This is a genomic window from Bacillus sp. Root131, assembly GCF_001429475.1.
Lineage (GTDB): Bacteria > Bacillota > Bacilli > Bacillales > Bacillaceae_G > Bacillus_A > Bacillus_A thuringiensis_S.
This window is the reverse complement of sequence record NZ_LMJQ01000006.1, coordinates 61,147-85,735: the sequence shown is the minus strand read 5'-3', so window position 1 is coordinate 85,735 and position 24,589 is coordinate 61,147. Positions and strand designations below refer to the sequence as shown.

The following is a 24,589-nucleotide window of genomic DNA, read 5'->3' as shown; positions in this document are numbered from 1 at the left end:
TGTTATACAACAACGACCTTTTTGTATTATTTTTAAATTTCACTTTGACTAGTTAAACTTTATTACTGCCCTTGTTCCATATCATGCAATATTGCTCTATGTAAAAACTGTGCGTATTGTTCTCTCGTTACCTTCATAGACGGACCGAATTTACCTTCTCCGATTCCCATTGTAATACCATTTGTTTGTACTGCACTAATTGCATTCGTTGCCCATGAATTTGCTGAAACATCATTAAAGTTATGAGATCCCTTTGCCTGTAAGTCAAAAGCATTCGTAAGAACTTGTGCCATTTCCGCACGCGTTAACGTCGCCTTCGGTCTAAAGTTTCCATTCTCGTCTCCCTGGAAAATTCCCATTTCCGTTAAAGCCAATATTTCCTCGATAAAGCTTGTTGAATTTTCATCGATATCTCCATATGGGTTTTCATATTCATCTTGTTCTTCCATATCAAACACACGGTAAATTAAAGCTGCAACTTGCTCACGTGTTACATTATCCCCAAAACCGAATATTCCATCGCCATATCCCAAAATAATTTCTTGTTCCGCTAAATCATGAATCGCCTCATATGCCCAATGCCCTTTTGGTACATCTTTAAATACAATTGTATTTGTTTTTTGCAACGGTGCACTTTCCGCTTTTACATTGTTACTCTCTGCTGAGAATAACACCCCACCCATAATTGTTAATGCTGTAGCTGTTTTTAATAATTTTTTGCTCATTACATTTCCTCCCCAATATGTATATGTTTTTTCAAATATACATAACAAATAGTATAGTAACAATATATTTTCCGACACATTTCGTGACGGTTTTGTGAATCATATTACACATCATGTCTTTTTTATGGGGTTGATTATAAAGCTTATGTATAACATTAAAAATACATAAAAACGAATAATAATTCTTTTTTAAACAAACAAAAAAGCACAAATATTTCTATTTGTGCTTTCATATTTCACTCTATCTCCAATCCTCTTTCAAATGATAATTAATAATCGCATTATTAATAAATTGAGCATATTGTTCTCTAGGTACAGGGCGATTTAATTCATACATGCCATTCCCAGTTCCTCTTACAACATTATTAGATTGTAGCGCACTAATTGCATCTTCTGCCCAGTGGCCTTTTGGAATATCTTTAAATGTATGTTTTTGCTTCGTTTCAAAAGTAAATGCTCGTTTTAAAATGACAGCCATTTCCGCTCTAGAGACTGGTGCTTTCGGCCTAAAGTTCCCTTGCCCATCCCCTGTAAAAACACCACGTTTTGTTAACGCCAAAATTTCCTTTTTAAAAGTTGTTGTACTATCAGAAATATCTTTATACGGATTCGCTACTGATCCTTCTTCTTTCATTTCAAGTGTTCTGTAAATAATACCAGCTACTTGTTCACGTGTTGTAAGATCACCAACACCATACTTCCCGTTTCCATACCCTAATATAATTTTATGATATGCTAAATCCATAATAGCGTCATATGCCCAAAACCCGTATGGAACATCTTCAAACACAATCATTTGTGGATACTCTTCCGCTTTTACAGGCGTCACATTCGTCCCTGCAAATATCCCTCCTGCCATTGTCGCAATCATCATTACACCCAATATTTTTTTCTTCATCGTCCTCTCTCCCTATTTCATTCAAATAAAATGAACTTCATTGTTTCAGGAGTACTATTTTTTGGTGAATGTAAGATAAAATGCAAATCTTCTAGAAGAAATATTTCCACTACCTTTCTGCTTTATGCCTCCTTCTTCCTTTTTCAAAAAGGAAGTTGTCACATCTAAGGTGTTATATACTAAAACATTCTACAATCTCTTTATAAACTCCTTTTCACTTTACAACTTCCCTTTATTGGCGCGTAAAGGAGATGCCTAATGAAGGTTACTATATTCATGATTTATATTTCAGAGGTAGCATTCCTCTCCACTGATAACTCGCCTTCTCTTCCCTTGCGAAAAGTTAGCGCCATCCCTACAAATATAAGGATAATCCCTACTACTTGCATACTAGTTGGTCTAAATCCGGTAAAAACAGTATCTAATAATATTGCAACAGCAGGATCTAAAAACACTAATACAGAAATAATTCTCGTCGATAAATGTCTTAAACTGTCAAAAAATAAGTAATATACAAATCTAGTATGTACAGATCATCACCTTGAAAATGCTCGAAATCTAAGAATAGTAGTAATAAAAAAAGCATCCTTTTTTCTTAAAAGAGGATGCTTTTTTATATTTATTAACACTCAAATATGCTACTACTTTTGAAGAGTAAATTGGCCAACTATTTGTTTTAATTTTCCTGCTGCGTTATGCATATGTTCAATTGAAACCGAAATCTCTTGAACAGATTTTTCTTGCTGTTGAATAGACTCTTTTACCCTATCAGTTCGGTCAGATGATCTTTGGGAAATTTGAGCCATGTCTTCTGCAGAAGCCGAGATTTCCTCACTACTCGCTGCAATTTCATCTGTAGACATAGATACCGTTTGAATTTGCTCAGATACTTGCTGTACTTTTTCTGTAATTGTTCCAAATACTTTTTCTGTGTGCATTACTACTTGTGTACCTGCCTGTACCTCATTATCTACTTTCCCCATCATATGTACCGTATGGTTCGTTGTTCCCATAACTTGAGTAATAAGATTCTCAATTTGTTTTGCAGAATCACTAGATTGTTCTGCTAATTTCCGCACTTCATCTGCCACAATTGCAAATCCTCTACCACTTTCACCAGCACGTGCAGCCTCAATTGCGGCGTTTAATGCTAATAAGTTAATCTGAGAGGTAATACCTTGCATAACATCAATGATTTTAACAATTTCTTCTGATTGTTCTTTCATAGTCTCTACTTGTTTCACACCGCTATGTACCGAATTTTGGATTGTATCCATCTGTTGAATCATTTGTTTCATTAATTTGTTACCATTCTCTGCATCTAATGCTGATTGAGCAGATAATTCATTTACAGAGGATGATGTATTGACTATACTCTGCATTCCTTGTGTCAACTCTTCCATCGCACCCGCAGTTTGTTCCATTGCTTGCATTTGACTTTCTGCACCATTTGCAACTTCTTCAATATCCATAGTGATTTTCTTCGCTGCACTACTAGATACTTCTGATGCAGATACTACTCCGTCTGCATGTTGGAATAAAAGCTGAATATTATTCTCTACTTCTTGCATATTTGTTCTTAGCCCTGCAATCATCTCGTTAAAATTACTTACTAATACACCTAATTCATCCTTAGCAGTATAATCACCATGTACGGTTAAATCTCCTTCTTTCGCTCTTTCCATCATACGACTAACCGTTTGTAAAGGAGCAACTATAAGCTTGCTAATAATATAACTTACTATACATATAACGATTGTAGTAACTACTACAAGAATGATAAAGGTAATAACGGATCGATCAATCATTTTTTGAGAATCTTTAAACACTTGATCAGCTAAGTTTGAAACATACGATTCTAGATCCACTGCATAACCAGCTAACTCTATTCCCTTCGGTTTTAATTCCTTCTGAAATTCATTTACCATTTGTGGCTCGTTTGTTGCCTTCGCCTTTTCAAATAATTTTTTATATGTATCTTTATAACTTGGTAAAGATTTCTTCATCTTCTGAAACAGTTCATCCTCTTGCTTACTTAAATTAAAACCATCATCATATTCTTTTAATAAAGAATCATATTTTTTAAGATCCTTTTCAATATTATCAATTATTCCCTCTTTATTTGCTACTTCATTTTGTGATGCCGTAATTAACTCTAATAAGTTATATTCTAGTGAATTTTGTGTGCGAAGCATTCCTTCTAATAAAATTGCAGAATATTGATAATCATCTACTACAACCTCTGTATCGTGTTTAATCTTATTAATAGAATGAATTGCTACACTGCTTATAATTATCATACCTAAAACTGCTAATGAAATAAGCGCTAATAATTTATATTTCACTTTTAAATTTTGTAAAAAATACATTTTTTCACCTTTATTCCTTTATATATAGATTTTTAGAATTTTATAGCTTATTATTTACAAAATCGCAATAAAAAGCAATGATAAATATTCCCAATATAAAACTTATATCTCTATAAAAAAAAGTAGCATAATAGCTACTCCTTTTTTCTTTGTTTCTCATATTGTTCAAACGTGTGAATTCTTTCAAAAATTGGTGGGTGCGTGTATAAGAAAAATTTCACTAACGCAGGCGGATTGACTTGGCTTAAACTTGTTTTTGATAAATATTGAAAAGTTTTCACACCAGATTTCCCATCCTTCGTCATATTTAAAGCATATTGATCTGCCGCTCTTTCTTCTATACGTGAAACGTAGTTTGTTGCTGGCTGTGCTGCAAAAGAGAGTACAGAAGAAATTAAGAAAAATAAAGGTAAAATGGAGAAACATGCTACTTTTGAAATTTGCAATGTATCTCCCCATTTGCGAATACACATATTTATAATACGACTAATTAAAAACATACCTATAAACGATAGCAATACATAACTTGCAACGCCAAAGTATATATGCTTCATAACATAATGTCCCATTTCATGAGCCATGATAAATAATATCTCTTTATCTTTTAACTGCTTAAGCGTTGTATCCCACATTACAATACGGGCGTTAGGACCAATTCCTGTTACGTAAGCATTTAATGCATTCGTTTTTTCTGACATATTTACTTCATATACGTGTTTAGCAGGAATGTCAGCTTTGTCTGCTATCGCTAAAATTTTCGTTTCTAATTCTTTATTTTTCAGCGTTGAGAAGTCGTTATAAAGCGGATCAATAACGACAGGCTGTATGAATGTTAAAAAGATTGTAAATGGAACAGAGAGCGCCCACCCTGCTAGCCACCACCTCTTCGGAAATTTACGGATAAGCCATAATAGAACGGTAACTACAATTAACATAGTCGCATAACTTTCCCAAAAACCGATAACATGATCTTTTATCCAGCTTTGTGTACTTTGTGTTGAAATGCCGTAATCAACGGATACTTTCCGGCCAATCCATTGCATCGGTAAGGCAAGCACTGTTGTCAGTAATGATAAATAAAAGAAATAAATCGCAACTTGCAAGACACTTATTTTAGTCGTTTCCTTCGACCATTTCTCAAACTTTCTTGAAATACCTAGCACAAGTACAAATAATAAAATAATCCATTCAAGAGGCGTCGCTAAAAAGTATAGTAAATTTTTCACGCGCGAATAATCTTGGCTTAGCGTAAGCTCTCTAGCACTCATAAACGTTTCTGGATCTGCACTTGTTCCTTTATACATGTCCGGAATAAGTTCATGATTCCATCCAAATAAATACCAATATATAAGTAACGCAAATCCAACGTACAAAAAAAGCGACCAACCAATAACCTTCCTCACGCTATTCCCTCCTCTATGCTGCCTGTCTATTATTATTGTAAGTTCGTACACGCTAAATTAGAACAAGCTTATTATGTGAATTGCTATGGATCTTTTTATTCACATAAAAAAACTCTTCTACATAAGAAGAGTTTTACCTATCTTTAAACACTTTCTTCGGTTCATAATCCGGAAGCACTTACAAACCAACGCCTTTTACATATCAAATATACTCATAGTCTTGAAAGAATAGCGTCGTTATAATAAAGCGAAACTTTAATCAGTGGGGTCTTACTGCCCGGCAAATAGCGGGATAATCTTAAAAAATCCGATTAAAACTAGTACGTACCCTACTTGCTTTTTAGATAACATAAAGAGCCTCTTTAAGGAAGTACATCTATTAATAAACTAAAATCTTGTAAAGAGAAGGAACTATATTTCATAATACCCTGTACAGCTAAAAGTAAAATAAGACCGATCACACACATATAGTTAACGCTTTCTTCACTCTTTTTTTCAGTAACGACTCCACCACTTATACATAAAATCCCCAACAAATGGAGCGCTAAATACATGAAAAAGTAAGCTTCCTCCCAGCGCAAAATAACATTCACTGTCGTTATTAACACTAGACTAAGTAAAATCAAATAAAAAAACTTATTTGATGATATCGTTTCATTCATATAATTTTATACATCCCTTTCAAATTTAGAATTAATGATGTTTCAAAGCTATAAAGTAAATGATTGTTTTCATACTATAAAACAAAAGGAAAGCCACTATTACTTTCTCGAATACTTTATGAACCCACATATACTTCTCTCCATTTTTTCTGAAGATGCGCTTCATCATTTCTTCTACAATTAGACCAAATATTAGTACAACTCCTAATACAATAAGAAGAGAAATAATATTTTCTTTTAAATGATTACTAGAAAACAAATAATACTCTGGAAACACAAACGTATCTACTACAGGTTGAATCCAATTACAAAAGCTTTTATCACACATATCTGCAATAGACGTAGCATCTATAATTTCTTTTAATATTTTTTCAACCGTCTTCTTCATCTTATTTACTCCCGACTACATCTGAAAAGCTCTTTTCCTGCTCTGCATATATAACTGGCACTTCTTTACTCCAATACTTGCGATTAACAAATAAAAAGATAAGTACTAAGTTTAATCCCGTTATAAATATAATAAGTCCAGGAAAGAATGTCGTATAATTTGAGAAGTCTGCAAAACTCATAATTTTTTCTCTACTTATTAAAAAAGCCGCGCCCATTACAAATGCATTGTTTAACATATGTATTGCAATTGGCATGAGTAAACTTTCCGTACGAATATATACGATCGACAATACGATGCTGAATATGGCTGCACCGAGGAAATCAACATGTAACAATGCAAACAATATTGCTACAACGATGGTCGCTATGCTCGTTCCCCATTTTGTTGCAAAGCGTTGAAGTAAAAATCCGCGAAAAACAAACTCCCCGATAATTGGTGCGATGAATACAACCCTAATGACTTGATATACATATCCCCCAGTACTATCTATAATCGGTTCATGCAATGCATTCATAATAAAGTCTGGTGTGATCCATGCAAAACTATACATATACAAAATAAGATACCCGTAACTAAATATGCATAACATAACCGTAATGTATAAAACTTGCACCAAGTTAAATGTTTCATTTTTATTAACAAACAATGAAAATGAAATGCGATGCTTTTTATACTCATAAAAAATCCATACCATCGGAAGGATATAGAATATAAGGATATTTATAAAAGAAGAATTTTGTATATGAAATATACTTGTTAGCAACTCGCCACTACTTCTCGCTATTAAAATTAATAGTGCAAATACAATTAAAAAATATCTAGCTCGCATCACTTGAAACGGATTCACACTCATCTCCTCCCCTATGTTACTTTTATCATATCATTTGATTCTTAATTTTTTGCGAAAGAAAACCTTAAAATTTCCTTAAAAATTCCATAAGTTACAAAAGGATGATATGATATTCGAGAAAATTAGGAGGGATGTTTATGTACCAAGCAAATATTTTACTCGTTGATGATGAAACAGCAATTTTACAATTACTAACTACCATTCTTGAAAAAGAAGGTTTTTCTCATATTACAACTGCAACATCAGCTGAAATAGCTTTATCTCTAACTAAGGAAAACAATTACGATTTAATTATTTTAGATGTAATGCTTCCTGGACAATCTGGTTTTGATATTTGTCCAATCATTCGCCAACAAACAGATTGTCCCATTTTCTTCCTATCAGCAAAAGCATCTGATTTAGATAAAATATCTGGATTTTCATACGGTGCGGATGATTATATTACGAAGCCCTTTAATCCATTAGAAGTAGTAGCACGCATGAAAGCACAGCTTCGGAGACATATGAAACAAGCAGTACCGCACGAACAAAAATCACACTCGATTTCATTTGGAAGATTTGAAATTGATCAACACTCTGCAGAACTGACAGTGGATGGTCACATTGTCGAATGTTCCGCTCAACTCTTTCAACTACTACTCTTCTTTTGCGAGAATCCGAACTACGTATTTTCGAAAGAGGAAATATACGAAAAAGTTTGGGGAGCACCTGCCTATAATGGCGATGACAACACTGTTATGGTCCACATTCGAAAACTACGTGAAAAAATTGAACACGATCCAAGTAAACCAGAATATATAAAAACTGTTCGCGGCCTTGGTTATAAGTTCGTTACAAAGTAGGGTGACGATATGAATTTTAATAAACGACTTATTATTCAATTTATCATGCAACACGTTTTTGTTTTAGTTACATTACTTATCGCTGTAGTTGCTGCTTTTACTTATTTAATTTTTCTTCTTACTAGTACTTTATACGAACCTAACATTCCAGATTCTGATAGTTTTACAATTTCAAGATACATCTCTTCAGAAGATGGGCATATTTCATTACAATCTGAAGTGCAAGATTTAATAAAGGAGAAAAATGATTGGCTCCAAGTTGTAGATGAAAACGGAAAAATCCTCTACCACTTTAATACACCAAATGATGTTCCGAATGCTTATACGAAGACATCTTTAGTCGCATATATACAACATCATATCGAAAGTAATTATAAATTTACATATTGGGAAATTGAATTAGAAGAAAAGAAAGTACTTGTTATTTATGGTGGTATGTTAAAAAGCAATGCTTTACTAACAGCAATTCAAAAGGAGCATTCCTCTTTAACAATGGATTCGTTCACATTAACAGATCAAGAAAAACAGTTACTGTCTAAAGAAAAAGCAGCACTTCAAATATTTAATCAAAATGGCGAAGAGGTTTTTTCTTATACAACCGGAAAGAAAAAAACATTTTCAGCAATACAAATCGCCCTTAATGAAAAAGAACCTTGGAATCATAAAGAAAACACGTCTAGCTTTTACGATGCAAATAGTGGCAACCTTCTCGTTGTAACTGCAAAAAATGATCACTACTACCCAGATGACGAAATTGAAGATGTATTTACTAAGAAGTTTCTCATTGGATGCGGATTAATCCTTCTTATCGTATTTGTTTATTTAGTCATTCTTTCTATTTGGTATGGTAATAAATTCGGAAAACCGTTATTACATGCGATGCGCTGGCTTAAAAATATCGCTGGTGGAAAGTATGAAGAACCTATTAGTAAAAAAGGAAAGCCTGTCAGGTTCCGGCGATCTGGTAAAGAAAAATGGTCATTCCGTTTGTTTAGAGATGTGACAAGTTCACTAGAACACCTTTCTATTACACTCAAGAAAAATGATGCGATGAGGCAAGTACTTCAGCAAACACGAGAAGAATGGATTACCGGTCTAACGCATGATTTAAAAACACCACTTAGCTCTATATATGGCTACGCATTATTACTAGAATCGAATCAATACAACTGGACCGATCGTGATATTCAACAATTTGGTAGTGTTATGAAAGAGAAATCTCAATATATGACGACATTAATTGATGATTTAAGCTTAACGTATCAATTAAAAAATAATAGCCTTCCTGCACAGCACGTAAACGTTGAAATTAATCAGTTCGTCCAAAAAGTATTATTGCAATTTATTAATAATCCAACACTTCAAAATCAAAATATTGAATTCGTACCGAGCTCAAATAAAATTCAATATTTCATTGAAGAAAAATGGTTCCAGCGTATTATCGAAAACTTACTCGTAAATGCTGTAAAACATAATAACGAAACAACTACTGTCATCGTAAAACTATCACAAAACGCCAATTCCTTTATACTCTCCATTTCGGATGACGGAAAAGGAATGGATGAAAAAACGAAAGAACTTCTATTTGAACGATATTACCGCGGAACAAACACAGAAGAAAGCAACATCGGAACTGGACTTGGCCTAGCCATTACAAAACAGCTCGTTCATGCTCATAACGGGACAATTTCCGTTGATAGTGCACTCGGAAAAGGAACGACGATTATTCTTGTGTTTCCGTTTCGTTCGTAGGAAAGACGCTATGTAGCGTCTTTTTTCTTTTCTAGAAGAATTTTGCGGTAATTGAAATTATGTGGATCGTTTTTTTGAGGTGTTTTAGCGATATATGAAATTATATCGGCGATTTTTTGAATATATCAGCGCAACTCGAATTATATCAGCGATTTCCGAAATATATCGGCGCAATTCAAATTATATCGACTTACCGACAAAAATTTACAATACTAACCTACTTCCTCTACTACTATACAAAGTAAAAATAACCTTTCATAACTCACTATGAAAGGTCACTCCATATTTGAGCTATTTCCCTACTAACACAAATACATTCTCATCAGGTGCTTCCATTACTGCAACATGTCCTGATTCTGTTGGAAATGGTTCGCGAATCCACTTTACATCTTTATTATCTTTTAAACTTTCATACGTTTGTTGTACATCTTCTACTAATACTTCGACTTCCGTAAAATTAATATCCGGGTGATTGCTTATTACTAACTCCGAACTTTTCTCATCTGGAAACTTCAATCCTATTAACGTCCAAATAACCCCTTCTTCTAATTCTCTTTCTATCATCCAGTTTTGCTTCATTCCCATTTCTTTATAAAGTGAAACTTTAATCAGTGGGGGGCTTCTTCATCCCCCACTGATTATTAGTTGAACCAATCGGGCTTTTACGGGCAGTTGATCCCCCCTAACTTCTTTGCTTTCGCTGAATTTTGAGGTGGGGATCTTACTGCCCGGCAAATAGCGGGATAGAAAGAAACTGACCTTTCTATATTCTTCGTATGTATAGATACACATTCTAGTTTTTTGAATATTTTCCTATTTCCCCCTTTATAAAAAAGCGAACCATCTCCCAATGATTCGCTCTTACCCTATTATTTTTTCTTCACCGGTATCCAAAGCTCTACTTGTGCAAACTCACTCTTATCTTCGTGGCAACGCTCATCGTACAGTTCAAACTCTGTAACTCCGCAATGTTCATATCCTGAATGCGGGAACCATTCTGAGAATACTGCATTCCAAGTTTGGTGAATAGACGATACCATTTCTTTATGAGGAACTTTCGGCGTTGTAAATACTGCATATGTTGCTGCAGGGAAAGTACGCTTTGCAATTTCATTTGGTACATTTTCAAAGTCTGTAACTTCCATTCCGATAATATAAGTGAAGTCCCCTGTTTCTAAATTAAAATCAGTACATAATCCAAGCTCTACCCATTGGCTCGTATCTTTACGATTCGGAATCGTTGTTCCAAGATCTTTTTGTAAATATTCTTGCCAAAATGCTGGGATGTCTTGATGGTTTTTCCCTTCTTTACTTGTCGTCTTCAGTTCATAACCTGCCATTAAAAATTCTGGTTTATTTACAATACGATATTCCATTTGTATGCCTCCTAAATACGGATTTAATTTTCTTTGCTTTACATTCACTCTGTAATACATCGGTGTTTCAATTTCTTGTTTTCGATATTCACTCGGTGTCATTTGAAATAATTTCTTAAAGGCTCTCGTGAACGTTTCGTGAGATTGAAAGCCATGCTCAAACGCGATATCAATAACTTTTTCATCCGTATGAGAAAGTTGATAAGCTGCCCGGGCTAACCTCCGCTTTCGAACATACTCCATTACTGTATCACCTACTAATGCCTGAAATACACGATGAAAATGCGACTCAGAAAAACCTGCAATACGTGCTAAATTACACAGCGTCTGTTTTTCCATTACATCTTCCTCAATATAATCAATTGACCTTTGAATTTGTGTTTCATAGCTTTCCATCTCTGTTCACCCGCCTTATATGTATTATGATAAAAGAGAATCCTATCCAATTCTTGACGTTTTTTACTATAATTCCATAAAAAATTGTAACTTTTTTATATGTATTTCGTTGTTATGTATGAAGGGAGGGAAATGTAGTGAAACGCAAACAATCATTAGAAGACATTTACTCCGAGCATATGCAAGATTTATTTCGCTATCTTCTCTCCCTAACCGGAGATTCCCACTATGCGGAAGATCTCATGCAAGAAACCTTTTACCGAATGCTCGTCCATATTGATTATTATAAAGGAGAAGAAATTAGGCCGTGGTTATTTACAATTGCCTACAATGCCTTTATCGATTGGTATCGTAAAGAAAAGAAATATAAAACAACAGAAGTTGCAGAATTCCATTTACCAAACGTTCCAAGTACAGAACATGCATATTTCGTAAAATTTGAGATTGCTAGTTGGTTAGAAAGTTTATCCATTCTTCCGCTCGAACGACGAAATGCCCTGCTACTACGAGATTACTATGGATTCTCCTATAAGGAAATAGCAGAAATGACTGGTCTCTCATTAGCGAAAGTGAAAATTGAATTACACAGGGGACGAAAAGAAATAAAAAGCATAAAGGAGTGATACAGATGGGCTGTACAGAATTTAAAAAACTATGGAAGAAGTATGAAACCGGAACGCTCACACATGATGAACAAGAACTGTTAGAAAGTCATATTGAGTCTTGTGAAGAGTGTGAAGCTTACTTAGATGAGCTGTTAACAAAGACAGAACCAATTAAGAAAAAGTTACCTCCAAAAGATCTTAAAATTCCTTTTTGGAGAATTAAGTGGAAACATCGTTTACAAACGTTTGGTTTTATATTATCAATTTGCATCGTTATCTATATAATCGGCGGGGTATTATCAGCCTTTTATTTTCAAGCTAATAATGATAAAAGGCTAAAAGAAATTAGAGAGGTTCCTTCGCTGGCACTTGAAGCAACTATCCCAAATAGCCGCGTTATGGGAGGCGGAACAAGTGTAGAAGCTTTTTTCCGTACAAATAGCCAATTTGATTTAGTAAGAACCGTCGGTAAAAAAGAAATGCCACTTGGTACAATAGAAACAAAAAGCTTCTTATCATCTGTAGATATCACGAAGCAAACTTGGATGAATCCGTTCTATCAACCAAAACTCTTCTTTGTTCATCCCAAAACAGAGCAGGGTGATTATTTAAAGGATTCATCAAAAAAAGTATGGGATACACTTGCAAAAGTACATGATGGAACCGTTGCAGAAGTAGCAATTTCTTTTGATAAAGCTTACACTTTAAAAGAATTAGAACCGCTTTTATATAGCATATTCGAGGCACAAGAACTCCCTCCAACTCCTGTATGGTACGCTTTAGATACAGGACAAGAAAGAAAAAATGTAGATGACTATATCCTACATGGCGGAGAAGCTATAGGGTTTCCAGAACATGTAAGATTCCTCGATAATGAAACTGACGGGCGGAAAACGCAAGAAGACAAAGTAACCGAAATGATGCGCGTCCTTTCTATCCATAAAAAAACGGTAAGCAAAATAGCAGCGCTTTCTGAGAAAGAACTAAACTTAGATAAACGTTATCAATATGTAAAGGATAACGGTGTAAAAGTATACGGAATTGTTATTACTGGCCCATCGAAAGAGTTATTAAAATTACAAAACTCCCCGCACGTACGTTATGCGACTCTTGGAGATATTGAGATTTGGAATTGGTTTGATAATTAATAAAAAAGAAGTAGCGCTCTAAAAAAGATGCGCTACTTCTTTTTTATTCCGAAATCAATTTCACATACATCCCTCTCACCGCTTTTTCATAAGCAATATCACTCATCTGTCTTATGTTTTCTGACACAACAGACGACTGAACGATTTTTCCTTCACGAAGTAACGGCGGATCAATAAGACGCACTTTATTTTTCTGATGTAAATCATAATCGTTTCTATCTTCTTTTACTTTTACATTTCGATGAACTTTGCTTAATAAAGCTTCTACTTCGGGGTCATTACATTGTTGCAATTTCGAAATAAGCTCCTCATCTTCAAGAAGAAAATCATCTGCATGAATAATCCTTTTATGAAGAGCTACCTTTAACGTTTTCGCTAACATATCATTTCCGTAAATATTCATTGGTTCCATAAAGAAATCGATTACTTCCTTGTAATACGTTTCTGTAAACCATTCTGCCATTTCGACACTTTGAACAACCATTTTCCCATCTACAGCGATGACATCTTCTAAAAAACTGTGAACTTCTTCTAAAGAAACATACCCATATGTATACATATCTCGTAATGTATAATCCACTCTGTCTGCGCATAATTCTGGTGCTGACCTTTCGAGTAACGTCCATTTCGAATCATCTAACAAAATATCTTCATAGTTATAACCATACTTCGCAAGAATCGCTGGAATTTCTGAGTTTTTCACAACAGAACTAAATATCTCTTCATGATAACTTTCATCTTCATTATCAAAAACGTAATCAATCACATGGGAAAAAGCAGTATGCGATACGTCATGCAGTAAACTAGCAATCTGTTCTTTTACTGAACCACCTAATTTTTTAACTAATAACATAACACCAACTGAATGATCAAAGCGCGTTACATTCCATTTCTCGTTCATTAAGTAACTTGCGCCATTTTGATGAATACCTTTTAGCCTTTGCATAGACTTACTTGAAATTAATTCTTCTACTACTTGATCCACTTCAAATTCTCCGTATAGTACATCTGATATGATCACTTACAATCCCCCTTTATTTTGATCGAGTCTTATAATCTTATCTCTTTTATGAAATTAGCACCAACATAAATATTTATTGTTATTTGTTTTTATTAAAAAAAATAGAGAGCCATCAGCTCTCTATTTCATAACCCCTATTCAAATGTAACTTCTACCTGCACAATCTCCGACCTACTACCAAGTCTAAGCGGTGGTCCCCAAAACCCAAATCCAGAAGAAACAATTGCGTGGAACGCGCCTTTTTGTGCGTATCCCCAGTCTAGCTCGTACATTCTTCTCGTTACAATATGATTGGGCGCCATTTGTCCGCGGTGCGTATGACCGGATAATAATAAATCTACACCTGCCGCTGCTGCTTGTTTCAACTCAAATGGCTGGTGATCCATTGCGATAACAGGCATCGATTTATCTACCGTACTCATTAATTGTTCAAAGCTTTGACGATCTCGCTCTGTTTTATCTCTTCTTCCAACGAGATAAAAGTCATCTTCAATTGTAATTACTTCATCTAAAAGAATACGAATATCAATCTTATCCATCTCTTGTAAAAACTCTGGAACCGCTCTACCGTAGTATTCATGGTTTCCTAATACGCCATATACGCCTAATGGTGCTTTCATTTGTTTCATGATTGGTCCCATATTCTTTTGAATGAACACACCTGGATGATCATCGATAATATCACCTGGCAGTAAAATAATATCAGGTTCCATCTCATTTACATGACGAACAAGTCTTTTTAAATGCGAAACGCCAGACAGTTTACCGAAATGCATATCAGAAGCCATCGCAATGCGTAAACTTTTACGCCCCTCTACCTTTTTCGGTATGTGCACCTCGTACTTTCTTACTACCGGACTATACGCATTAAATACTCCATACGCAAAGATAAAGATAAATGCAGCTATCACAGCCGCCCCTGTCCAAATAATTGCCGCTTCTTTCTCTGCTGAAAACTGTAAAAGAAAGACCATAATATTAGCTAATGGCAACAACATAAGCGCATATTGTATAACTGCAAACCAAATCGAACCTATCGTTCGCAGAAATGGCAGAAACTTAAACACTTGCACGAGAATGTACGCATATGAAATAAATCCGACTACGAAAGCGTAATATCCCCAAGATTCCCAGCCAAATACCGCATGAAGCCAAACCCAGCCGTTCCAGCCAATGTAAAACATAAGTAGTGTGTATATAATTAATATCGTAAATATATTGAGATAACGAAGATTCTTCACAGCCAGCCTCCTTATTGATTTCTTCTATTATAACTTGTTATGCACTTATAACGTAAATATTAAGCACTTCGCTCATCATAGTAAAAACCTATAGTTGTTAGACTTGTATCTAACAACTATAGGCACCATTTATATCAACATTGTTTTTACAAATGCTCTTTATAAAAACTTGTTAATTTTTCAACTGCAATTCTTACTGGTTCTGGTTGATCGTATAAATCGTAATGACTCACACCTTCCACAACAAGTAAATCTTTTTTCTCTGAAGCTGCTTTCTCATACAGCTCATGACCATCTTTATAAGAACCAAATGCACCTTGCTTACTGCCGACAATAATTTGCAGCGGCTGCGTTAATAACGTATCTGCTAAATGGAACGCATCAAAACCAATTACCGATCCCATACTCGTAAAGTTTAACTTATTTGGAGAGTTAACACTTTGCCCTCGCGGCGTTGTGTAATACTCAACTGCTTCTACAATATCTATATCGGTCATACCCGCTGCTACTAACTCTTCCTGATTTTTAGGAATCCAATTTGTAATCATTTCCTCTGCTCCGCGTACTTCAGCAGTACGTTGTTTACCAATTGCCTCTAACACACCAATCGGGTTAGACTCACGATTTAAACGACCGATATTTGCACCAACAACTGTACCAACCGCTTTAATGCGGCGCTCTGTCATCGCAGCATTTACCGCATAACCACCGCCTGCACAAACACCTAACACACCGATACGTTCTTCATCTATATAAGGAAGAGTAGTTAAATAATCTACTGCTGAGCGAATATCCTCAACTCGCGCAGCTGGCTCTTCAATATATCTCGGTGTACCTTCACTTTCACCTTGATATGACGCATCAAACGCAAGCGTTACATATCCTTGTTCCGCTAACTTCTCGGCATACAATCCTGCTGTTTGATCTTTACAGCTACTACCTGGATGCACACAAACAATCGATGGATTTTGTTTCTTTTCCTCAGCACCTTCAGGAATGTTCAAAATACCTGTAACTTGTAAACCTCTTGCATAAAATCTTATATTTTCCTTCGTAACTGCCATATATAAAACCGCCCTTATCTTATTATTATTATTTTTACACTTGTGAGAGTTATTACTCGTGTGTATATTTATAATAAAATGAGTAGAACCTTGTTTCAATGACCACATTTACGCATTTGGGTGATAATACACACATAAAGAAATATGTGTATCAACAACGGAGGAACACGATATGGAGAAAATCGATAGAAGAATTATAAAATCACAAAACGCCATTCAATCGGCATTTATAGAAATGTTAATTACAGATGGATTTGATGAAATTACAGTTAAAAACATTACCGAAAAAGCAAACATCGGAAGAAAAACGTTTTACTTACACTATCTAGATAAGTACAATTTATTAGATAAAATTGTGGACGATCATTTAGACCAATTAAAAGAAATATGCTACGAGAAGCAAAACAAAGAATTTATAGAAGGAACAATCATATGGTTTGAATACTTCAAAGAACACAAACCATTTTTTGCGGCACTATTTAGAAGTAACAGCACCTTATCATTTCAAAAAAAATTACTAACTTTCATCATGGGTGAAATAGAGAAAAAGTTAAATACAGACACATCAGTAAATAAAAACATCGATAAACATATCATCTTAAAATTTTTAGGAACAGCTGTAATGGGCATTTTAGAGTCTTACGTGTTGGATGAAATTGATAGTGATGTTGCGTTTGTTGCGACGCAAGTTGGAGAATTGATTAGGAGGAATATATGAAATGAAACTTTAATCAGTGGGGATTTATTCATCCCCCACCTAACTTCTTTGCTTTCGCTGCATTTTGAGGTGGGGGTCTTACTGCCCAGCAAATAGCGGGATAAAATAAAATCACATCAATTTCCTTAATAAGGATTGATAAAATGCTATTATCGTTATCCTTCAAAACTCATCTATGCAATTATGCATAACCATCCATTCCGTTTTATTTTCATGTTACGATATAAATGTAATACGACATATATCGACAAAGATAAAAGGAAGTGATTGTATGAAACGTTCTAAAACATACTTAAAATGTTTAGCATTATCCGCTGTTTTTGCTAGTAGCGCTGTAACTCTTTCAACACCTGCTGCTTATGCTCAAACAACATCGCAAGTTGTAACAGATATCGGACAAAACGCAAAAACACATACGAGCTATAATACATTTAATAATGATCAAGCTGATAATATGACAATGTCTTTAAAGGTAACTTTTATCGATGACCCAAGCGCTGATAAACAGATTGCCGTTATTAATACAACTGGTAGTTTTCTAAAAGCAAATCCTACTATAAGTGATGCACCTATTGATAACTACCCAATCCCTGGCGCTAGTGCAACATTACGTTATCCTTCACAATATGATGTTGCATTTAACCTTCAAGATAACAGCGCTCGTTTCTTTAACGTAGCACCTACAAATGCTGTAGAAGAAACGACTGTAACATCTAGCGTATCTTATCAACTTGGTGGCTCTGTTAAAGCTTCTGTAACGCCTAATGGCCCTAGCGGTGAAGCTGGTGCAACTGGTCAAGTCACTTGGTCTGACTCTGTAAGCTATAAACAAACTAGTTATAAAACAAATTTAATTGACCAAACAAACAAAAACGTAAAGTGGAACGTATTCTTTAACGGATATAACAATCAAAACTGGGGTATTTACACACGTGACTCCTATCATTCTTTATATGGAAACCAACTTTTCATGTACTCTCGCACATACCTATATGAATCTGATGCAAAAGGTAATTTAATACCGATGGATCAACTTCCAGCGCTAACAAATAGCGGTTTCTCTCCTGGTATGATCGCTGTTGTTATCTCTGAAAAAAATACAGATCAATCTAACTTACAAGTCGCTTATACAAAACACGCCGACGATTACCAACTTCGTCCAGGCTACACATTCGGAACTGCAAACTGGGTTGGAAACAACGTAAAAGACGTTGATCAAAAAACATTTAATAAATTGTTCACACTAGATTGGAAGAATAAGAAATTAGTAGAGAAAAAATAAAGTAAAAAAAACGAAGGGCTATTTAAACTCTTCGTTTTTTTACTTATTCATAATAAGATCCCGCGAGTAATACCGTCGCTATGAAATTCTATGATATATTTTTAGGCATCTCTTCACCTTTATTTTGAAAAGCATCCATTAAAATATCAATGCTTTCGTCACTTATAATCAATTTATCCCCTTTTATTTCCTTTTTATAAAAAGACATATTTCCTCTCCTTTACTCTCTTATACATATCCCTTGAAGACTCTCTTTTTCTTTCTATCACACTAAAACACGTACCACTTCTTCTAATAATAAACCCAACCATTCATCCAATTTGTTTCAAAACACTCTAATACATTCAGCCTTCTTTCCATAGTACTATTTCAAGATCATACTCATTCTTTAGAAAAGTAAAACCACTTCTCATAGATTCATCTACTACAATAAGGCTAGAATAAATTAATGATCTTTGAGCATCATCATATCCAATGAAATGTAATACTTCTTTTGTATATAACATGAAATCTTCTAATTCTAATTGCACACCAAAGTCCCAATTTTCATGTGCATACCATAGAATAATCTTCTTAGACAATAAACTAGTTAATTCACGTTCAAATTCTTTTATTTCATTGATAACTTGTTCAGCATTTAATTTACTCATAACTTTGATAGGATTCGGTGCTTCATCAATTAAAAAGTTTACTAATGAAGCAATTTTCTTCCCGCTAATAATCTCAAATTCTTTTATAGACGGACATAACATTAAAAACTATTCTCTAGTAGCCTTTTCCTCGACCTTTTCTCTTAACATTGCTATTTTCTTTAAACGTTCATTCACATTTATCACCTCATACATTCAGTAAATTAACATAATAAAGCGTATCATCCGTTTGAAAATACATAACCGATCCACAGCTATAATAATTAACAAATTGAATCGGCTCTCCAAAATGTTCATAGTACTTTTTCTGAATGTCACTTAATTTATCTTTTCGAAAAAAATTCATTTATGCTCTACAACCCTCTTTCTACTATACAACCTTGTTATTAAAGATAGATTTCTTCTTTCCAACTACTGGATTTAGATTGAACTACTATTAGATTTTCACTTTCCCATTTTAATGTCCCTAAGAATCTAGAATATACTATTTCATTCCCTACCTCTTCCACCAATAGTTGATCTCGAATCTTTAATCCCTTTTCATCATACACTTCACATCGTAGCTGGAAACCTTTAACACGATGAATTCCTTTTAATATCGCTATCTTCTTACGGCTTGGGCTTTTCTTAGGTGTCTTCCCAACTAAAAATATTCCTTCATAGTTTTGCTTCACAATTTCATCTAAAGATTCCTCTATATACCTTTTAACAACAGATGATGAAAGAGTAGAGTTTTCTTCAAGTCCAAGGACAACATATTGGCGTACTAATTTGCAAAACTCTTTGTATTTCTCTTCAACTGAATTTAATGCTAAAAAATCCATAAAATCATATGGAACATATATACGAATTTCACCCAAAGCTCTATTCACTTCATATGAAATATCAGTGTTTTCGTTAGCTAAACAAAAGACAGTTACTTTTTCAATCTCTCTTAATCCCATCTCAAACTCGCTAACTTTCTTTGAGAAAATCAGCTCGAAAATTCTAATTTCATGTACAAGCAAATAATGTTTTTTAGGACGTTTTTTTCCAATCGTAAAACTTTACTTCAAGCAATATAATTCACTCCTTTAAATTTATCACCATGCATCGGGGACCTATGATACCTTTTATTAATTTATTAAACTGTACTCCTTATTCATTTTACCTTATCTATATTTTTCATATGCTCTACTCACAATGCACGCGGTGACATAACAGCCATAAATACATCACTTCTCTCACCTGGTGCCATATACATTCCTTCTGCATCTAAATATTCAATCGAAAAGGCTGCTAGCTCATACGCCATTTCTTGAACGCATTCAAAAAGTGGATTTATAAAAACCTCACTTCCTGTAATCTTTTGTAAATCTTTCAAACAGTTAGACTTACTTCTTGCATAATCAGCCACATTCTCATTAGCCCAAGACCACATCCAACTGTTACTCTTTCCAGACCAAGACCCTATAAAAACAACACTAAATTCAAGTAACACTTGACCATTTTTTTTAAACTGTAATATACATTGATCTTGATCATACCAATACTCATCAAAGTTATAGATATTATAATCTGAAATGAATTTTTGCTGTTTACTTTCTAATTTGTCATAACACATAACAAGATAATTTTCGAATTGTTCATCCGTCATTGCCAATTATCACACGCTCCCTTCCTTCAAGATCTCCGCTACAAACAATATATCTTATATCTTACTCTCTCAAAACCTATATAAAGTGAAACTTTAATTAGCCCTTACCAATCGGGCTTTTACCAATAGCCCCCCGCCCACATATCATATACGTTTCTATCACTAAGATATCTTAATATATACAAAGAAAGAAGAACTTATATAAGCCCTTCTTTCCATAAATAGTTTCTTTACTCCGTCTAATTTATTTTATCACTATAAATAAATTCAACATTACACAAATGCACCCCAACCATCTGTATATCCACCAAACTCTTCACCCAGTTTATTCAATTCCTTTTGCATCTTTACGATATCCTCATAAACTAAGTACATCTCTTTAGAACAAGTACATGTCCAATCTTCAAATTCTTCATTATAATCTAATTCACAATTTAAGCCCAGCTCTTGTAGTCTGCCAATTATTTTTTCTCCATTACCTTGATCAGGAATTGCAATAAAGAAATCTACTATATGTTTTTTATTAAAATCTATACCTTGCTTGTATAACATATTTAATACTTGTCCATCTTCATCTTTTGGGAATTTCATTATTTCTCTCCTCTTTCTACAGCATATAATAAACCTTCATTTGGAACAAAAAATATTCCATTACTTAAAGTCCTCTTTACCCGTTATTTTTAAGTTTTTTCCATTCTGTATACCTAATATCAATTACTTCTTTTAATTTAAAGTAATTTTCCCAAGTATCTTGCACTTGATATAATGTATCACACTCTAAAAATACATCATCATAATCATCTAAATATAAACCTTTTTCAAAATCAAAATAATCTATTGCAAATTGATTCCCTTCATCATTTAACATGTCATCGCTTAAAACCCCATCCCAGAACATATAAACTTGAGTTCCAGTCATTTTTCTAAGCTTAAATTTATTAATTTCCTCTTCAGTCTCTTCTAAAAATTCATCACTAAATAAATTATTATCAATAATCCAACCTAAGAACATTCCAGTATGTACAAATGCTTGCTCCATCGGTAGTTCTTGTGGGAAATCTCCTTCATAATGATATTTAGCTTTATCGTAAATTATCGTTTGGAACAAAATTCTCACTCCTATTTCACATAATATAATTGAACTCAAATAAATTAAATTAATAAAAAGCGTCTCTCTAGCATTTTATAATAATACTTCTTTTTCATAATCGAAATAATGGTTCTTAATCATTTAATTTATAAAAATAAATAATTCTTTGATAGACTCTTTAAAAAGGTAAGTTGACTAAACTCTGTGGGGGTTTTGCTATCAAAGGCTAAGTCTATCGCTACTGCTCAAGGTTACAGTGCACCATCATCACTCGCAGGCACTAAAATTCGATATGGACTTTCCAGCATTATAAAACCTGTAAATAAAAACCCCTATAAGTTACATTCGAAGTTTATGTCTAATCATAAAAACGTCGAATGTTTCCTTCTAGGGGCTACTAATATTTATAATTAATAGAAAATCTAGAGTTTAATGTTTTTCCAGCCAGAAAAACCAGATATAAACAATTAACCCCACTATACTCACGAAAATGAATAACTAACCTGGTTTATCCTAGATTCATATTAGAAAGAAAGTTTTCAAATAACTCCAATTCAAATTTATCCCTCGTCTTTAAATACTCTTTCTTTTTCTCAATGATTTGTTCTAACATCTCTTCTTTATTTAATAACAAGGCTAATCCAATAGCATTTTGTGCTCGAGCCCCATCAAATATTGTCCCTATTAATCCAGCCTCATCATCATCTCTTACACATAAATCAAATACATTTTCCACATCTACATACTTATCAATATATGGAATGAAGTATTCCTTAACTTCTTTTAAAATATCCATAGTAACAGGTAAAATATCTTCTTCCTTTTCAACACGCCACCTTTTTTGCTCCCTATGGACTAAATTCCCTAACTCAACCCCAATCGTATAGGTTTCCTTTTTCTCTTTAATTGTTAAACCTTCATCCCATTGATTTTTCATATTTTCTAATTCGTCAAACCGAATTCCCACATCCACCGTCACATGAAAATCTTCTGGGTGATTGATAAAGGCTAAATGTATACTGATTTTTCCTTTATCAAATTTTTTCACCAGGTCTTGTTGTGTAGTTCTAGTCTTATAACCTTTTTCTTTTAATGCTTCACCTAGACCTTGCAATAACTTTAATTTTAGTTCTTTTTTATTCATAATAACTATCCTCCTTACTTAGGGGTGACAACAACGGTTCGTATTTTACGAACTTGGTCTTTCAATCTACGAGGGGCATTCTTCCCTATAATCTTTCCTCCCTGTTTCCTCATTAGCTTATCCTTTTTTAACTGCATCGCAGTTCTTCTAGCATTACCAGCTTTAACTTCTACCGCCAGTAATTTGCCACGAGGTGTTCTAACTAAATGATCAACCCTTCTAATACCTTTAGAAGTACGAACACTAACTTGACTTCCTAATACATCATATCCCTTTTTCTTTAATGCCGATTTTGCAAGTTCCTCAGCCCTTGCTCCTGCTCTTTTATTAGCTGCTAATGTAGCTCTTTTTTTCGCTTTTCTTGCTGCTTGTTTTGCTGCTTGTTTTGCTGCATAACGTGCTATATGAGGGGCAGCCATCCTTGCACCCGCTATTACAAGTGGAGCAACAGGTATATTACCATCTGGATCTATCAACATTACTGGATTATTATCTACATACGTATACCCATTCATTGTAACCGGATCATCTTCATCACCTGGATCAGGATCCACCGATAAGAACACCGCATGATCTGGATTATAGTAACGGGCAATTAAATAATACATGCCAATTTCTTTATCATACATGTATCCCGCATATCCAAATGGATTCTCTGTCGCGATACCTTTTGTATCACTCTTTAATACGTTACCCCACGAATCATATTCATACGTTGCTACAACTTCTCTATTTTGATCTGTCATCGCAATGACATCACCACGAGGGTTGTAGTGGTAGTATAACGTTTGTCCTTTTGATTTCATCGCTAGACGCGCGCCACTTGTTGAGTATACATATTGACGAAGAACATTTCCACTACCATCTGTCTCATATAATGGGTTAATGCTGTCTCCATCATAGAAATAACGTGTTACTTGACCATTTACACTCTTTTCAATACGACGATTATCCTCGTCATACTTATAAGTTGCGAATGCATTGCTTTCACCTTGTTTTGTAATCGCTACAAGTTGGTCATCTTCATTCCATGTATACTTGTACTTTCCATCAGATGTACGATTGCCATTCGCATCATACGTTAACGATTCGTTTCCGAATTTTACAAGCTGATTTCCTTCATTGAATGTTGCCGCTATAGATTTTGTTTCTTTTCCATTCTCTACAACTTTCACACTTGTACGGTTTCCAAATCCATCATATGTGTATGATTTAGTTGTTCCGTTTGGTAGTGCTTCATTTAATAATTGGTTAATCGGGTCATATACAAAGTTTGTTTCTGTTACTTTTCCGCCCGCACCTTCATGTTTAATCTTCGTATTGAAG

General features: G+C 34.3%; 23 protein-coding genes and 4 pseudogenes. 6 read left to right on the top strand and 21 right to left on the bottom strand.

Annotated features, from left to right (window positions below):
- Positions 1-62: 62 nt before the first annotated feature.
- The 8 genes and pseudogenes from ASE54_RS17805 to ASE54_RS17770 form a co-directional block, all read right to left on the bottom strand.
- A complete protein-coding gene (locus ASE54_RS17805) occupies positions 63-725 on the bottom strand; it encodes an S-layer homology domain-containing protein (protein ID WP_012614769.1) in 663 nt (220 codons plus the stop codon).
- 241 nt (positions 726-966) lie between these two features.
- Positions 967-1,623 (bottom strand): S-layer homology domain-containing protein, encoded by a 657-nt coding sequence (locus tag ASE54_RS17800; RefSeq protein ID WP_000727105.1) that lies wholly within the window; start codon positions 1,621-1,623, stop codon positions 967-969.
- A 281-nt stretch (positions 1,624-1,904) separates the two neighbouring features.
- Positions 1,905-2,206 (bottom strand): annotated as a pseudogene (locus ASE54_RS37595) (DMT family transporter); the annotation flags it as partial.
- Between the two features lie 58 nt (positions 2,207-2,264).
- Complete coding sequence (locus ASE54_RS17790; RefSeq protein WP_000273760.1) at positions 2,265-3,992, bottom strand: methyl-accepting chemotaxis protein; 1,728 nt, start codon at positions 3,990-3,992, stop codon at positions 2,265-2,267.
- Positions 3,993-4,126: 134 nt separating this feature from the next.
- Complete coding sequence (locus tag ASE54_RS17785) at positions 4,127-5,395, bottom strand: M48 family metallopeptidase (protein ID WP_001233317.1); 1,269 nt, start codon at positions 5,393-5,395, stop codon at positions 4,127-4,129.
- Between the two features lie 362 nt (positions 5,396-5,757).
- Positions 5,758-6,057 (bottom strand): DUF2101 family protein, encoded by a 300-nt coding sequence (locus ASE54_RS17780; protein WP_001006051.1) that lies wholly within the window; start codon positions 6,055-6,057, stop codon positions 5,758-5,760.
- A 31-nt stretch (positions 6,058-6,088) separates the two neighbouring features.
- Entirely contained in the window at positions 6,089-6,445 is a 357-nt protein-coding gene (locus ASE54_RS17775) for a hypothetical protein (protein WP_000754347.1), read from the bottom strand.
- A 1-nt stretch (position 6,446) separates the two neighbouring features.
- Complete coding sequence (locus ASE54_RS17770) at positions 6,447-7,295, bottom strand: CPBP family glutamic-type intramembrane protease (protein WP_001067991.1); 849 nt, start codon at positions 7,293-7,295, stop codon at positions 6,447-6,449.
- Positions 7,296-7,435: 140 nt separating this feature from the next.
- Here ASE54_RS17770 and ASE54_RS17765 point away from each other — a divergent pair, with 140 nt between their 5' ends.
- Both ASE54_RS17765 and ASE54_RS17760 read left to right on the top strand, forming a co-directional pair.
- Positions 7,436-8,140: a response regulator transcription factor gene (locus tag ASE54_RS17765; protein ID WP_000283858.1), complete on the top strand. Its 705-nt coding sequence runs from the start codon at positions 7,436-7,438 to the stop codon at positions 8,138-8,140.
- A 9-nt stretch (positions 8,141-8,149) separates the two neighbouring features.
- A complete protein-coding gene (locus tag ASE54_RS17760) occupies positions 8,150-9,892 on the top strand; it encodes a HAMP domain-containing sensor histidine kinase (protein ID WP_001010455.1) in 1,743 nt (580 codons plus the stop codon).
- A 291-nt stretch (positions 9,893-10,183) separates the two neighbouring features.
- On the opposite strand, the gene ASE54_RS17755 is transcribed toward ASE54_RS17760, so the two are convergent.
- Both ASE54_RS17755 and ASE54_RS17750 read right to left on the bottom strand, forming a co-directional pair.
- The gene (locus ASE54_RS17755) at positions 10,184-10,504 is read right to left on the bottom strand and encodes a glyoxalase/bleomycin resistance/dioxygenase family protein (protein WP_043333423.1); all 321 of its coding nucleotides are present in this window, start codon (positions 10,502-10,504) and stop codon (positions 10,184-10,186) included.
- 257 nt (positions 10,505-10,761) lie between these two features.
- Positions 10,762-11,664, bottom strand: a complete 903-nt coding sequence (locus ASE54_RS17750; protein ID WP_000446815.1) for an AraC family transcriptional regulator — start codon at positions 11,662-11,664, stop codon at positions 10,762-10,764.
- Between the two features lie 137 nt (positions 11,665-11,801).
- On the opposite strand from ASE54_RS17750, the gene ASE54_RS17745 reads away from it, so the two are divergent.
- Together ASE54_RS17745 and ASE54_RS17740 are read left to right on the top strand one after the other, a co-directional pair.
- Positions 11,802-12,287, top strand: a complete 486-nt coding sequence (locus ASE54_RS17745) for an RNA polymerase sigma factor (protein ID WP_000823979.1) — start codon at positions 11,802-11,804, stop codon at positions 12,285-12,287.
- Positions 12,288-12,292: 5 nt separating this feature from the next.
- Entirely contained in the window at positions 12,293-13,417 is a 1,125-nt protein-coding gene (locus ASE54_RS17740; RefSeq protein WP_000501947.1) for an anti-sigma factor, read from the top strand.
- A gap of 43 nt (positions 13,418-13,460) precedes the next feature.
- On the opposite strand, the gene ASE54_RS17735 is transcribed toward ASE54_RS17740, so the two are convergent.
- The 3 genes from ASE54_RS17735 to ASE54_RS17725 form a co-directional block, all read right to left on the bottom strand.
- Entirely contained in the window at positions 13,461-14,438 is a 978-nt protein-coding gene (locus tag ASE54_RS17735) for an HD domain-containing protein (RefSeq protein WP_000587072.1), read from the bottom strand.
- Positions 14,439-14,572: 134 nt separating this feature from the next.
- Complete coding sequence (locus tag ASE54_RS17730; RefSeq protein ID WP_000793748.1) at positions 14,573-15,679, bottom strand: metallophosphoesterase; 1,107 nt, start codon at positions 15,677-15,679, stop codon at positions 14,573-14,575.
- 146 nt (positions 15,680-15,825) lie between these two features.
- A complete protein-coding gene (locus ASE54_RS17725; RefSeq protein ID WP_000301540.1) occupies positions 15,826-16,743 on the bottom strand; it encodes an alpha/beta hydrolase in 918 nt (305 codons plus the stop codon).
- 172 nt (positions 16,744-16,915) lie between these two features.
- Here ASE54_RS17725 and ASE54_RS17720 point away from each other — a divergent pair, with 172 nt between their 5' ends.
- A complete protein-coding gene (locus ASE54_RS17720) occupies positions 16,916-17,461 on the top strand; it encodes a TetR/AcrR family transcriptional regulator C-terminal domain-containing protein (RefSeq protein WP_000410996.1) in 546 nt (181 codons plus the stop codon).
- Between the two features lie 271 nt (positions 17,462-17,732).
- Positions 17,733-18,743, top strand: coding sequence for a beta-channel forming cytolysin CytK2 (gene cytK2, locus ASE54_RS17715; protein ID WP_000830629.1), 1,011 nt, complete (start codon positions 17,733-17,735; stop codon positions 18,741-18,743).
- Positions 18,744-19,087: 344 nt separating this feature from the next.
- On the opposite strand, the pseudogene ASE54_RS37115 reads toward cytK2, so the two are convergent.
- The 8 genes and pseudogenes from ASE54_RS37115 to ASE54_RS17680 form a co-directional block, all read right to left on the bottom strand.
- Positions 19,088-19,570: pseudogene (locus tag ASE54_RS37115) on the bottom strand (hypothetical protein).
- 10 nt (positions 19,571-19,580) lie between these two features.
- Positions 19,581-19,739 carry a hypothetical protein gene (locus tag ASE54_RS36400; protein WP_001008988.1) on the bottom strand — a complete coding sequence of 53 codons (159 nt, stop codon included), beginning with the start codon at positions 19,737-19,739 and terminating at the stop codon, positions 19,581-19,583.
- A gap of 40 nt (positions 19,740-19,779) precedes the next feature.
- Positions 19,780-20,452: pseudogene (locus tag ASE54_RS17705) on the bottom strand (hypothetical protein).
- Positions 20,453-20,570: 118 nt separating this feature from the next.
- Positions 20,571-21,035: a DUF6882 domain-containing protein gene (locus ASE54_RS17700; protein WP_001251761.1), complete on the bottom strand. Its 465-nt coding sequence runs from the start codon at positions 21,033-21,035 to the stop codon at positions 20,571-20,573.
- 267 nt (positions 21,036-21,302) lie between these two features.
- Positions 21,303-21,620 (bottom strand): ribonuclease E inhibitor RraB, encoded by a 318-nt coding sequence (locus ASE54_RS17695; RefSeq protein ID WP_000671652.1) that lies wholly within the window; start codon positions 21,618-21,620, stop codon positions 21,303-21,305.
- Positions 21,621-21,696: 76 nt separating this feature from the next.
- On the bottom strand, positions 21,697-22,137 hold the full coding sequence (locus ASE54_RS17690; RefSeq protein ID WP_000487868.1) for a hypothetical protein: 441 nt from the start codon (positions 22,135-22,137) through the stop codon (positions 21,697-21,699).
- A 490-nt stretch (positions 22,138-22,627) separates the two neighbouring features.
- Positions 22,628-23,263: a hypothetical protein gene (locus ASE54_RS17685; RefSeq protein ID WP_001034371.1), complete on the bottom strand. Its 636-nt coding sequence runs from the start codon at positions 23,261-23,263 to the stop codon at positions 22,628-22,630.
- A 14-nt stretch (positions 23,264-23,277) separates the two neighbouring features.
- Positions 23,278-24,582: pseudogene (locus ASE54_RS17680) on the bottom strand (RHS repeat-associated core domain-containing protein); the annotation flags it as partial.
- Positions 24,583-24,589 lie beyond the last annotated feature (7 nt).